The organism is Sphingomonas sp. BL-S-05 (assembly GCF_055521695.1).
Genome location: NZ_CM145499.1, coordinates 2820670 through 2833949, shown reverse-complemented (window position 1 = coordinate 2833949; position 13280 = coordinate 2820670). Strand labels below are relative to the sequence as shown.

Annotated in this window: 9 protein-coding genes and 2 pseudogenes; 5 read left to right on the top strand and 6 right to left on the bottom strand. The window is 64.2% G+C overall.

Features of this window, described 5'->3' with window-relative positions; genetic code table 11:
• The first annotated feature begins 22 nt into the window (after positions 1-22).
• Genes ACZ1JS_RS13190 through ACZ1JS_RS13180 form a run of 3 tightly spaced genes read left to right on the top strand, consistent with a single transcriptional unit; the run spans position 23 to position 4700 of the window.
• The gene (locus ACZ1JS_RS13190) at positions 23-2554 is read left to right on the top strand and encodes a TonB-dependent receptor (RefSeq protein ID WP_465166453.1); all 2532 of its coding nucleotides are present in this window, start codon (positions 23-25) and stop codon (positions 2552-2554) included.
• The gene (locus ACZ1JS_RS13185) at positions 2554-3711 is read left to right on the top strand and encodes a YdcF family protein (RefSeq protein ID WP_465168694.1); all 1158 of its coding nucleotides are present in this window, start codon (positions 2554-2556) and stop codon (positions 3709-3711) included. The genes ACZ1JS_RS13190 and ACZ1JS_RS13185 overlap by 1 nt, the downstream gene beginning before the upstream one ends.
• A gap of 11 nt (positions 3712-3722) precedes the next feature.
• Positions 3723-4700 carry a phospholipase C/P1 nuclease family protein gene (locus ACZ1JS_RS13180; RefSeq protein ID WP_465166452.1) on the top strand — a complete coding sequence of 326 codons (978 nt, stop codon included), beginning with the start codon at positions 3723-3725 and terminating at the stop codon, positions 4698-4700.
• 53 nt (positions 4701-4753) lie between these two features.
• Here ACZ1JS_RS13180 and ACZ1JS_RS13175 read toward each other — a convergent pair.
• Positions 4754-5986: pseudogene (locus tag ACZ1JS_RS13175) on the bottom strand (MFS transporter); the annotation flags it as partial.
• Between the two features lie 549 nt (positions 5987-6535).
• Between ACZ1JS_RS13175 and ACZ1JS_RS13170 the strand changes: the two are divergent.
• Positions 6536-7284: pseudogene (locus ACZ1JS_RS13170) on the top strand (IS5 family transposase).
• Between the two features lie 539 nt (positions 7285-7823).
• Here the strand turns inward: ACZ1JS_RS13170 and ACZ1JS_RS13165 are convergent.
• The 5 genes from ACZ1JS_RS13165 to ACZ1JS_RS13145 all read right to left on the bottom strand — a co-directional run bounded on the left by ACZ1JS_RS13165 (position 7824) and on the right by ACZ1JS_RS13145 (position 12866).
• On the bottom strand, positions 7824-9188 hold the full coding sequence (locus ACZ1JS_RS13165; protein WP_465166451.1) for an anti-phage deoxyguanosine triphosphatase: 1365 nt from the start codon (positions 9186-9188) through the stop codon (positions 7824-7826).
• Complete coding sequence (locus ACZ1JS_RS13160; RefSeq protein WP_465166450.1) at positions 9185-9706, bottom strand: hypothetical protein; 522 nt, start codon at positions 9704-9706, stop codon at positions 9185-9187. The genes ACZ1JS_RS13165 and ACZ1JS_RS13160 overlap by 4 nt, the downstream gene beginning before the upstream one ends.
• A gap of 184 nt (positions 9707-9890) precedes the next feature.
• Positions 9891-10484 carry a 7-cyano-7-deazaguanine synthase gene (locus ACZ1JS_RS13155; protein WP_465166449.1) on the bottom strand — a complete coding sequence of 198 codons (594 nt, stop codon included), beginning with the start codon at positions 10482-10484 and terminating at the stop codon, positions 9891-9893.
• Complete coding sequence (locus ACZ1JS_RS13150; protein ID WP_465166448.1) at positions 10481-11671, bottom strand: PfkB family carbohydrate kinase; 1191 nt, start codon at positions 11669-11671, stop codon at positions 10481-10483. The genes ACZ1JS_RS13155 and ACZ1JS_RS13150 overlap by 4 nt, the downstream gene beginning before the upstream one ends.
• A 349-nt stretch (positions 11672-12020) precedes the next feature.
• On the bottom strand, positions 12021-12866 hold the full coding sequence (locus ACZ1JS_RS13145) for an 8-oxoguanine DNA glycosylase (protein ID WP_465166447.1): 846 nt from the start codon (positions 12864-12866) through the stop codon (positions 12021-12023).
• 22 nt (positions 12867-12888) lie between these two features.
• Here ACZ1JS_RS13145 and ACZ1JS_RS13140 point away from each other — a divergent pair, with 22 nt between their 5' ends.
• The gene (locus tag ACZ1JS_RS13140; protein ID WP_465166446.1) at positions 12889-13188 is read left to right on the top strand and encodes a helix-turn-helix domain-containing protein; all 300 of its coding nucleotides are present in this window, start codon (positions 12889-12891) and stop codon (positions 13186-13188) included.
• Positions 13189-13280 lie beyond the last annotated feature (92 nt).

Here is a 13280-nt window from a genome sequence, read left to right as displayed (position 1 = left end):
ATCGCATTGGGGGACAACCAAAATGAAACGGCATCAACTCGCCGCCGGCGCCGCAACGGCCGCGCTGTGTATTCTGGCCGCGCCGGTTGCGGCGCAGACCGCCAAGCCGGCCGCGACCGCCACGGTCGACGCGACCATGCCTCCAGCCGATCCGCCACAGGGCAGCGACGACGGCGCCACGGACATCATCGTCACTGGTTCGGCCCGGGCGCAGCGTCGCTTCGACGTGTCCTATGCGGTCAATTCGCTGTCGCAGGCCGATGTGCAGAAGATCGCACCGAAGAGCTTCGCCGATCTGCTCGGCACCGTCCCCGGCATCCAGGTCGAGGCGACCGGCGGCGAGGTGCAGAACATCACCCGCGTCCGCGGCATCCCGACCGATCGCGGCTACCTGATCTTCCAGCAAGACGGCCTGCCGCTGTATCATGAGATAGACGGCGTCTTCTTCAATTCCGGCGAAGGCATGAACCGCTACGACCTCATGACCGAACGGGTCGAGATCGTGCGTGGCGGTCCGGCGCCGATCTACGCCAGCAGCGCGGCGGCGATCGCCAACAACATCACCGTCTCGGGCGGCCCGGTCGCACGCGGCAAGGCGCAGCTTACGCTAGGCGATACCGGCCTCTACCGGCTCGACGCGATGCAGTCCGGCCCGATTGGCGACAATAGCTATTTCGCGATCGGCGGCTTTCTGCGGCAGCATGACGGCTATCGCTATGGCGGCTTTCCCAGCGACAAGGGCGGGCAGATCCGTGCCAATCTGAAGCGTGACCTCGCCAATGGCTTCGTCAAGGTTTCGGCCGAATATGTGAACGACCACAACGTCTTCTACCTGCCGATCCCGATCGCCGATCCGCGCAATCCTTCGGTGTCGCTCAATCCTTATATCGACTATTTCACCGGCACGCTGAATTCGCCGTCGCTGCGCAACGTCAACATCAAATATCGCGACGGTGCGGGTATGATGCAGGGCATGAATCGCGACCTGTCCGACGGCCGCCATATGCGCTTCTTCAACGCCGCGGTGAATTACGAAGGCGACTTCGACGGTTGGAAGGTGTCGGCCAAGCTGGGTGGGACCAAGGGCAAGTCGAGCTTCGACGCATTCTACTCCACCACCAACCCGGCCGATGCCAACACCTTTGCCGCCAATTACCTGACCGCCGCGCGCAATGCCTTTGGGGCCAGTGTCGCGCGCCTAGGCTATGCATTTGCCGGCACCAACGGCGCGTCGGCCTATGATCCCTCGACCGCGTCGGGCCTCGTCATGTCCGGCCAGTATCGTGCTTCGGAATCGGATTTCTATTCGGTCCAAGGCGACCTGAGCGTCACCCGCCGGTTCATGACCGGCATCGGCGAGCATGACGTCCGCGTCGGCGTGTACGGCGCCTTCTATGGCAACACGCTGGACCAGGCTTATCAGGACATGTTGATCGAGGTGCGCAGCCAGCCGCGCACCCTCGACCTGCTCGCTTATTCGGCGACGGGACAGGTGCTGGGTTCGGTCACGCAGAACGGCGTGCTGCGCTATACCACCACCCGCAACAAGGGCGCGGCCGATGCACAGATGATCGCGTTCTACGCCAACGACACCTGGGAAATTACGAACGGGCTGCGCGTCGATGCGGGCGTCCGCACCGAACGCTACGGCTATAAGGGCTTTGCGCTGCCGACCACGCAGGTGAACCTGGGCGATGCGACGACGCTGGCCGACGACACAACCCGCGCCTTTACCGGCCAGGTACTCGATCAGCGCCTGTCGCCGAGCGTGACCAACTGGACGGTCGGCGCGAATTACGACCTGACCAACCATTTCGGCGCCTATGGCCGCGTCTCGACCCTCGAAGTGCCGCCGCAGATGGGCGTGGTTTCCGGCATCAATCCGACGATCGTCAAGACCAAGGCGCGCCAGTATGAAATCGGGCTGAAGGCGAGCTTCGGCCCCAACTATTTCTATGCAACTGGTTTCTACACCAAGTTCAATCCGTTCAACGCCTCCTTCGCCGCGTTCAACCCTGTCACCGGCCGCAACGACCAGACGCTGCCGTTCATCGGTGAGGCATCGGTAAAGGGCGTGGAAGTCGATGGCCGGGTCGCGCCGGTGCGCTGGTTCGCGCTCGACGGGTCGGTCACTTGGCAGAACCCGGAATATGCGAACCTGCAGAACACGTCGGGCGCCGACCCGAGCGCGGTGAACGGCAACCAGATCATCCGCGAAGCCAAGTTCTTCGGCAATCTGCGCCCCAGCGTCGATTTTGATCTGGGTGAGCAGCGCGTGTCACTGTTCGGCCGTTTCGAATGGGTCGGCCGCCGCTATGTCGACCTGTTCAACCGGACCGCGATGCCGGGTTATCAGACGGTTGGCGCGGGCGCGTCGGTCGACTCCGGGGCATGGCGCCTGCAGGTCGTCGGCGACAATCTGTTCAACGCACGGGGGCTGACGGAGGGTAATACCCGGACCGACCAGTTCGCCGGCCAGGGTTCTGCGCAGGCGATCTATGGTCGTCCGTTGTTCGGGCGCAACTTCCGCCTGATCGTGAGCCGCAGCTGGTGATGCGGGCCATGGCCTCCGCCGCAATGCTGGCGTTGACCACGCTTGTTGCCCCGGCGCAGGCGCAGGACGTGGCGGACGGGGCAGTCGCCGCCCTGTCCGTCCGCCTCTTCCCCCTGCTCGACGCCGCCGGACGAGATCCGGCGGCGATCGCGCGGATCGCCGGCACGCCCGAGATGCAGCGCGTGCTGTCCGCGCGGCGCGATCGTCGTGCCGGCTGCGGGACGGACCTTGTCTGTCGTGCGCAGGCGATGCTCTGGAGCCGGCAGGAGACCGACGCCCTGCGCCGCGCGGTGGGCGGCGAAACCGCGCTGCCCGCCGCCGACGATGGGGTGGCCGGGCAGGCGGACCGCGAGATTGCGGGCGTCAACATGATCGTGCGGACCTACGCTTTGGGTGCGCTTCCCACCAGTGCGATCGACGGACCCGGCACCGTATCGCCGCAGGATCAGCAGACGCGGCTGCAGGCGGCGGACTGGCTCGCCGAGACGCCACGTGCCGGATCGGCGCAGCGCCTCGACCCCAGCATTGACTATGCGCTCGCCCTGCTCGACATCAACGACCGGACAGATGCGATCGGCCATGAACCGCTTACCGGCGGGGCAAATGCGGCGGCGGTGGCGCGTGCCAAGCGGCTGGACTGGCAGCGCTATCGCTATGGCGCGATGATCGTCACCGGCGTCGGTCCGGAGATCGAGGGCGAACGGCTCAGCCCCTTCGGCAAGTACCACCTCCGCCTCGCCGCCCGCCGCTTCGCGCAGGGCGACGTCGCTTTCATCCTGGTCAGCGGCGGCCGCGCCCATCCGCGTGCGACGCCGATCACGGAGGCCGACGAGATGCGCAAGGCATTGATCGAACGCTATGGCATCCCGGCCGATGCGATCATCAGCGAACCCTATGCCCGCCACACCACGACCAATTTACGCAACGCCAGCCGGCTGCTCGCGCGGATCGGAATGCCCGCCGCCACCGATACCCTGATCATCTGCAATCCCGTGCAGAGTGCCTATATCGAAAGCGCGAAGTTCGCCGAACGCAACCGGACGGAGCTGGGCTATGAGCCCGGCCGGGTCGTGCGCCGCGTCTCGCCGACCGAACTGGTCTTCCGTACCTCCAACCAGTCCGACCGCGTCGATCCGCGCGATCCGCTCGACCCCTGAAAGGACCAGCTATGCGTCGCTTTGCCCTGGCCGCCGCCCTGATGCTGTACCCCGCCGCCGCCCATGCGTGGGGCGGGACGGCCCATGCTGTGATCGACCGGGCAGCGATACAGGCCATTCCCGGTAACGGACCGGTCTTCCTGCGCCGTTACGAAGAGTATATCGCTGCCTCGGCTGCGCTGCCCGACCATTGGCGCGGCGATGCGGAGGGTTTCTCGAAGATCGAGGAGGATCCGAATCATGGCTGGTTCCGCGAACAATTCGCCTTTCTGAAACCCGTGCCGCGCTCGCGCTATGAATTCATCCTCGCGCTCTACAAGCAATATGACCGCATCAAGGACCGCGATCCCGCGACCGCGGCGCGCACCAATGTCCGCTGGACCGGTACGCTGCCCTATGCCGCGATGGAGGCGTATGACCGGCTGATCGTCTGTATGCGCGCTATCCGCGCTGCGCAGGCCAGCGGCGGCGATGCGTCGGTGCCCGAGCAGCATTGCGCGTTCCAGGCGATCCGGCTGGGTCATTACATCGGCGACGGATCGCAACCGTTGCACACCTCGGTGAACTCCGATGGCTGGCGCGGCCCCAATCCCGACGGCTATACCCGCGACCGCACGATCCATGGTCGGTTCGAAAGCGGCTTCGTCGATGCCATCGGGCTGAAGGCGGCCGACATCCTACCGCAAATCGGGGCGCCTGCGCTCGCGCAGGGTGACATGTTCGATGCCGTGTTGCGCTTTCTCGACCAGTCGGGCGACCGGATGGAGACGGTGTATCGGCTGGAGAAGCGCGACGGATTCCGCAACGCCGCCGACCCGGATGTGCGGGCGCTGGTCTATGAACGGGCTGCGGCGGGTGCCGCGATGCTGCGCGACATGCTGTGCCGCGCCTGGGCGGAAAGCGCGTCGCCGCCCGCCAAAATTTCACCCTCTCCGCTGGATTTCGCCAACCCTCGCTTCAATCCCGAAACCGGTTCTGTCGCGCCCTGACGCCGGGCAATCGTGCGCAGCAGCCGGGCATGACGCCCATGGTCGAGCGTGAAGCGCCGCAGCAACAGCAGAGCCAGCGCCGCACCGGCGAACGGCACGCCCAGGCCGAGCGCGACCATGCCGATCCGCACCATCTCCGGCTGCACCGCGCCCGGCACATAGCCTAGCAGGTTCAACACTCCGCCGATCATGGCGGTCGACGCCGCGCTGCTCGCCTTCACCAGCACCAGGTAGAAGGCGAACAGCCCGGTTTCGAAGCGCCGCCCGTGCCGCCATTCGACAACGTCGATGGCATCCGCCAACAGACCCCAAGGCAGCATGAAGACGCTGGCGAAGCCGAAGCCGATCAGCGCCGCGCACGCGACCTGCCCCGCCGGCCACGGCAAGGCGCACCCGAACAGCAGCAATCCGAGCGCGCTCACCGCATGTCCCGCTGCCAATAGCCGTGCCGTCGCAAAGCGATGTGCAAGCGTGGTCCAGGCAAGCACACCGCCAAACTGTCCCAAGGTCAGCGCGGTCAGCAACAGAGGGACCGATCCCGGTCGAGCGACGACGTAACTTCCCAGATACAATAGCATCCGCCCGAAACAGGGCATCGCAAATCCAGTCAGCAGCGCCAGTGCCCCCATCCCCAACACCATCGGATCGCCCAGCGGTACCCGAATGCTATCGCCGCGTAATGCGTTGGCGGCGCGCCCGGTACCGCCCGACGCCCAAACGCACAGCAGCATCGTCATCGCGAAGGCCAAACCGATCACGATCCCGGTCCCGGCAAGCGCGCCGAACTGTTGCGTACGGCCGGCTTGCTGCACCACCGGCGTCAGCACGGCGGCGACGACCAACGCGCTGGCGGTGCTGAAGAACAGCCGGTATCCCGAAACCCGCCCGCGGGCGCGGCTGTCGCGGCTGACCTGCGCCATCAATGCGTTATGCGGCACGTCGACGACGGCATAGGCGCTGCGAAAGACGAGGATCGCCGCCGCCAGCACCACAATCCGCTTCACGCCCAGCACCGGCATCGCGTAGATCAGCGCGAATGCCGCCGCACAGGGCAGGGCCGCCACGGCCACTGTCCAGCGATAGCCCCGGCCGGCCGCGCGACAGGCGAGCACTAGCCGCGCCGCCAGCAGGTCGAACACCAGATCCCCCAGCGCCGCGAACAACAGCATCCCGGCCGCCCGCGTGCCGCTCAGGCCCAGCACGTCGGTCAGCAGATAGAGGATCGTGAGATCGGCACCACCGAACACCAACGCTTTGCCGAAATTGCCCGACGAATAGGCGATCATCCGGCTCTCGGCCGCGATGGTCGTTACCGGGGCTGACGAGGGGATGTTCGTACCAGAAATGGGAAATCGCCTCTGTCACCGCTGCGGCGGACACCGGTACCATGGCATCATGTCACTCTGACGACAGCGACGGCGGGCGAACCGGCCGTCAGGAGTGGCCCCTATAGCGGCGAGCCCACATAATTCTTCAATCCAAGTCCGCCTGACCCGCGAACTCCCGAAATAGTCCCGTTCGGCCGAAGACGGAATGCACGACCTGGAACGGTCGCGCCTGGACGATATCCGTTCCTTCGCAGGTCCGTGTTCATTGTAGTCGTCACTGATCGGAGTGTTCGCAGGGGCAAGCTCGGCTTCCTGCTCGTCGGCCTCCGTATAAGCGCCATTGAGTTTGCCGGGATGGTCGTGCACTAAAGTGGCGTGTTCGGCATTCCGTGCGGCCACCTTGGTGTTAAGCTAGGGTCAGGGCCCATTGATGTGAGCGTTGCGATCCGATTCAGGCTCTGCGAGGAGTCTGGGATGAGCGATCTGTTTTAGCTGACGGACGAGCAGATGGCGCGGCTGCGACCGTTCTTTCTGAAGAGCTACGGCAAGCCGCGCGTCGATGATCGACTGGTGCCGAGCGGCATCGTGTTCGTCAACAGAAACGGGCTCCGCTGACGCGACGCGCTCGGCGCCTACGGTCCGCACAAGCCTGTCTCGAGCATTGCCAAGAGGACGCTCGACAACCGGTGGAAACGCTGGGGCGAAGCAGGTGTGTTCACACGGATCATGGAAGGGTTGGCAGCGGTGAATGCCGAGCCCAAGACGGTCATGATCGACGCGACCTGCCTGAAGGCGCACCGCACGGCCTCAAGCCTGCGGGTTGAAAAGGGGATCTTGGCCGCCTGATCGGCCGCACCAAGGGCGGCATGAACACGAAGCTGCATGCTATTGCCGACGCGAACGGTCGCCCGTTGAGCTTCTTCATGACCGCTGGCCAGGTCAGCGATTACACAGGCGCGGCCGCGTTGCTCGACGATCTGCCGAAAGCGCAGTGGCTGCTCGGCGATCGCGGCTATGACGCCGACTGGTTCAGGGATGCTCTGAACGCCAAGGGCATTGAGCCCTGCATCCCGGGTCGCCGGTCGCGCAACGAGCCGGTCAGATACGACAAGCGCCGCTATCGACGCCGTAGCCGCATCGAGATCATGTTCGGCCGTCTGAAGGACTGGCGGCGTGTCGCCACCCGCTACGATCGGTGCCCAAACGACTTCTTCTCCGCCGTCGCCCTCGCTGCCACCATCATCTTCTGGCTGTGATCAACGGGTCCTGACCCTAGCCCGGCCGCCAAGCCTTCAAGAGGTCACGAGCTTTGGCAGAGACGTCCACGCTTATTGGCGCAGGACAGATCGGTCGTGTGGGTTCCCAATATAACTGCGGCGCAGTCCCCTCCAATTACGAAATTTGCAATTATGGAATTTGCACTGAACTGCGGCGAGAAGGCTGGTTAAGTGCACAAGGCTGCGGCGATCGTGCAGTTACAATGGGTTGCTGCCAGCTTTCGTGTCCTTTGCTAAAAGCTCAGCAACTGGCCCTACCGCAAGGCGGCCTGCTGAACACGCTTGCAGTTTCGATTAGGTTACGTAGGTCGATCATACTGGCCTCACGGTCGGCAGGCTGCGTCCTTGAAAGTTGATGGGACACGGTGCCGGACCCCATCCGAGGTGGGTATGTTCCTCTGCAGGAAGTCGATCGCGAGATCCAGTACTGCCAGAACCCGATACACCGAGGTAGGTCTTAGTCCCGAGTGGGTTCGTAGCGTCGGCTACGCGGCCTGCAGAAGGGGATCAATGCCGCCTCAAATCCTATCGAACACTGAACCCATACGTGGGCTAAATAGACGCTCATAGGTCTTGAGCAGGAAGCCGTCAGTCATGCCTGCGATGTGGTCGCAGATCACTCTCGGCTTGTCTTCGGCTTTCTCGTAGCGCGCACGTGTGGACTCGGGAAGCAGCTTCATCGGGTCGGACGACAGTGCGTCGTGGACCGCTACGACCATGCCCTGTCCTTTAAATTCTAGATGCTGGACGGATGCACTCTGGATGACCTTCACCATGACGGCATCCTTCAGCGCATTTAGAAAGGCGCGCTGACGGCCTGGAAGGAAGGCCCGATAGCGAAGAAGCGGAGCCTCGAACTCCTCGTCGGTTTCGATCCGAACGTGGGTCACGAAATGGTGCACCATCCGGCTGATGCACCGTTTCCGACGGCGCTCGTCGGCAAGCGCAGCGATAAAGCCGGCGTGCACGTCGTTGCCGAATTCGTCTGGATAGCGCTCTTTGAGCCGATCGAGGAAGCAGCCCGCGACGGTCTCGGGGATCGCCCCCCGCAGGTCTTCAGCGTTCATCAGCCCCATGGCTAGCGCGTCTTCGAGGTCGTGGACGCCGAAGGCTATGTCGTCGGCAAGGTCCATGATGCTGCAGTCGAAGGACTTGTACCGGGTCCTACCGTGTTTGCCTGGAAACGCTTCCCAGCTCGTGAAACGAGTGCGATCAGAGGTGCTGAGCGGCTCGAGTAGCCACTCGACGACGTCCTGTTCGGTATCCAAGTAGCATTTGGGTGGCTTGCAGGTCGCCCGATCGAGCAACTGGACGACGCTCGTATCCTTTGCAAGTCGAGGCGCCTGTTCTGGATCCGGATTGCGGATGCTGAGATAGGGCGCCGGATACTTGAGGACGCCGAGCATGGTCCTCCGAGTGAGGTTCGCGCCGGCGTTTTCGGAGAAACGCTCGAGACGGGCCAGGATTCGGAGGGTCTGACCGTTGCCCTCGAACCCACCGGCGTTCCTCATGACGTAGTTCAAGGCGTATTCGCCACCGTGTCCGAACGGGGGATGACCAAGGTCATGCGTCGCGCCGATCGCTTGGATCATCGCGAGCTCCGGAATCCACTCGAAGGCCGGATGCTCCGAACAGTCCTTGGCCAGCTGGCGAGCGAGTCCGCCGGCGATCTGCGCGACCTCGATCGAATGGGTGAGCCGGTTACGGTAGAAGTCGCTGTCGCCCAGGTTGAGGATCTGGGTCTTCCCCTGCAGGCGTCGGAAGGAAGCCGAGTGGATGATGCGCGCATAGTCGGTGGCGGGACCGTCACGTGCGTCCTCCTTCTGAGGATTCCACTTCTCCCTCCGGGCCGCCCAGATCATTGATGCTTCCACGCTGCTCATCGTCCTGAATGGTCCCGTGCTGGATACGCGATGCCCTGATCGGCGGGCGGGGGGCTTCCGATGTGGACGGCGCCCACGCCTCTGACGCGAGCCGGCAGCCCGCAGCTCTGTACGATCTCGTCGCCGTGACGGCCCAGCGGGACTGCGGTCAGGCCGAGCGCTTCCGCAGTCAGGCACAGGATTGCCGTCATTGCGCCGGCGTCGCGCCAGAGAAGCGTTTCATGGTTGACGTAGCAGGCGGCGAGCCGGGTCGGGTCCGCGAGAAATTGCACCGTCGTACCTGCGACGGCACCCGTCAGCCCGAAAACGCTCGCAGCGTTAAGGCGGATCGTCTCCGAGGCGTTCCGAGGTAGCCGGGCCATGGAATGGACAGCATCGTCATAGATTCCGACGCCGTCGTTTGCGTCGACGGGGATCGTCATGAGGCGGATCGGATGAATGCCACCGGCGGAGGGACCCGGTCGGCTCTCCCACAGGCCGAAACGTCCATCGAAGCGACGTTCGCGAAGCTGGGTCACGTGCCAGAGTAAGGAACTGAGCAATGCCGGTGGAACCCGGTCACCAACTCTGGACCGACGGGAAGCCAGGACATCGAAGAAGCCGGTAGGCGTTACATGGACGTGGGCCGGTAGCGGATCGATACCAGGAGGTGCGAACGGGATCCATGGCCGGTCGCCCATGGAACGCGGAAGTGGCTCGGCGTCAGTATGGATCGCCATAGAGCTCCCCCATGACATGCTGATGCTTGTAGCATCCGCGGCAGGCGCCGCATGCGATCGCCGACGCATGGCAGCTGTGCGCCCAAGCAAGCAGATCGCGTCCGATGCCGGAGGCGCGCGCGAGCGTGGTGCTGGTCAGGTCGAGCGCCGGGGCGGTTACGCGAAGCCTGCCCTCCTGCATCCGAAACAGCTGGTCGAGGGCTTCGTAGAAGGGCCCGGTCCCATCGACATGAGTGCTGTCCGAGGCGACCGAACCGAGTAGCAGCTCCGTCGCGCCGAGGGAGATCGCTCTCATGCCTGCAAGTGTCGCAAGGAGCTGGTTGCGGAACGGCCACCATTCCGACACCGGAGCGTCAGGGAGGGGGGCGGTTCCCGCCATGTCACCGGAACCGAGCGCGGAACAGTCCGCCGTTACGACGACGTGGTCGATCCCGAGGAGCATGCAGACGTGCTTGGACACGGCGACCTCAGCCGCTGCGGCGCGCTGCCCGTAATCCACGGTGATGGCGACTTCAGGTCTCTTCCAGAACGCGAGCGAGACCGAATCCACGCCGCCGGAAAGCAGAAGGGCCCTCAACGCAGCTGCCATACCGTCTGATAGATCGCCGAAACGACGTCGGTCACGATGTGGCATCCGGATCCCACCGGCATCTTCATGTCCTCGGGGCGCATGTTCTGCGCGAGAGCGACGATCGGGATGCCCCGGGCCGTGGCATAGCCGATCTCGAAGATCGTGCCTGCATCGCCGCCGTTGAGTACGGCGAGAACGGCGTCGCATACGTCCAGCGCCGCCAGATCCAACGGTGCGACCAGCTCCGCGCTCCCAGGGCCGACGTCGTGGAATGGAGAGAAGACGTCGACGCCGGCCGCGAGCAGCTGATCCCGCAACTCCTCGACCAGCCACAGTTCCGCCAGATTGAAGAATGGAGCGGCTATGTACACCCGTCCAGGTGCGGACCGGACCGGCGCGGGCTTCAGGTCCACGAGATCCGCTGCTTTGGCGATCGGCAGGGACATGGTCTCGCAGTAGTGCGACGTCGCGCGTGAGGCGAGGTCGGCGGCTTCGGCGGGGCTGCGTCCCTCGACCGCCCAGAATTGGGTGAACGATGCCGAGAAGACATCGCCGGACCCCAGCTTGAAGACGCTGGCGCTCCGGTAGGCAGGGACGTGGGTTGAGCCGGAATCGGATGCAACCAACGCTCCACGACCACCGCGCTTGACGACGACCACCTGCGCGTCGCCGCGCGCCAGCAGGATATCGACGGCCGACGCAGCGTCCGCTTCGCCGGTGAGGCATGTCGCCTCGCGCTGGTTCAGTATCAGGGCGAGCTCGTCCGCCGTTGAGCCGTTCTCGCCGAACGGGCGGGGGTCGAAGGCGGACTGCGGATCGTAGACGGCGCGCCGCGCACGGATGCGTGCGGTTCCCTCGAGCATGCCGAACCGGAGGATTACGTCGTCGTCGACCTCGATCGGCGGCTGTTGGTGCACGGCGTCGGGCCGGGGGACGATGCGCGGTACCGCCAACGAGTGCGTGTAGTCGAAGGCGATCGCAAACCCGACCGTCGGGCCATCCACCTCAAGGCCGAACGCAGCTTCGAGGTTGGCCAGCCCGTCGACCAGCTGGTCGCTCCTATACGTTACGAGGCGCACTCCGGGAACCGCCCCGCTCATAGCGGCGGCGGCCCGGCCTGCCGATCCGTAGACTTCGCGCCAACTCGGCTCGATGCAGCGCTCTAGATATACGCCGCCGACCACGGTCGTCATACGGGTTCGATCCGTAACTGGACCGCGCCGCCGGATATGCTGAGGACGATGGCCTCGTAGCTATGACCCTGATCAATGCAGTCGATCAGGTAGAGATGCCCGAGGAATGTCAGTGAGCCGGCGACTGAACCTGAGGTGTCCCTGACCTGAAGAATTGCCCGGCCCGTACTCTTGTCGAGATGAACATAGAGACGGTCGTTGACACGCAGTCCTGCCACCACAGCGGGTTGTGGACTGTTGAGCGGTGCCGTTCGCACGGCACTGCACGAAGGCGTGGGCGTTGGCGTCGGACTTGGGTTCCCACCGGACATTTCTGCGTCATCCTTTAGTCGGTATGACGTAGAAGGCTTTACTGGATCAGGGTCAATTGGTTTGCCACGGCGCTCGGTGGAATACTGATCCACTTCGGTTCCATTCCGGGTGGAACGAACGACGTGATCAGGGACGATGGAAGCTGCCGCATCGTCATCCACATAACCGAATCCAGGACGGAGGCGCGCGACCCGATTGCGGTAGCGAACCCGAGGTAGGCAGCCTCCATCAGGCCGTAGTGTCTCTCGACCCGCCACCCTGGATCGAAGAGGTGAAGCATACGGGCGGCTCTGACGATATGGACGTCGAGGATCGAGACGCGGTCGGATCCCCGCCAGTTGCGCACGATCCACGAGGCGGTCTTCGGTCCCACCCCCGGAAGGGCTGTGAGCGCATTGCGGAGGTTCACGTCGTCCGCCTCCTCGTCGATCGCAGCCAAGCCCGTTAGCGCGGCCGCGACATAGCGTCCCTTCTGGGCCGCAAAGCGATAGCGCACCTCTCGGCCGGCGACCTGGAGGGGGGCGGACAGCAGTTCCGTGGCGCTTGCGGCGCATGTCAGGCGGGCAGGATCCTCGCGATCTGCCGCGTTCAGTCTTTCGTAGGCGGCAAGTCCCACTTCAGCCGGAATGCCGTAGCCTCCGAGAAGACACGCCAGCAGCTCCTCACGTAGCGTCCTGCCGAGTTTGTAGTGGGTGGGGTACTCCTCCCCCCACATCCACGCCTGCGAAGCCCAGTAGGCAGGACTGCCAATCTCGTCGGCTCCGCCCCATTCGAGCCATCCGCTGCCAACGCGTTGGCTCGGCGGCGGCAGGTGCATCGACTTTGTCTCACCGCCGACGATGGCGACGATCTTTTGATGCGACGATGCAATGGACGAATGCATATATGCATTTTATCATGCATGAATGACATCCTCAACGCGCGATTCGGTGATTTCGGTCGAAGCCGCCCGACGCCGTCTAGGCAGAAGCCAGGCCGAGCTTGCCGCAGCCCTAGGAATAACGCAGGGCCACTACAGCAAGGTGATGAAGGGCCGGGTGCCACTCTCACCTGCTCTCGAGGCCCGCATGAAGGAATGGCTCGAGGAAGGGAAGCAGCCACTGGTCGTCGACTCCAGCGCGCATCGGATGCGCGAACTCGCGGTGTCGATCCGTATGCAGTTGACGGAATTAATGCATATCGCCGAGCGCGCGCTAGGAGCGTAGAGGATCGGCAGTTCGGCGGGTCGTACCAGAACCTGACAGGCGTGAAGGGTATAGCGGTAACCGCCTATTATTGGAGGCGAGAAATCGCGAGC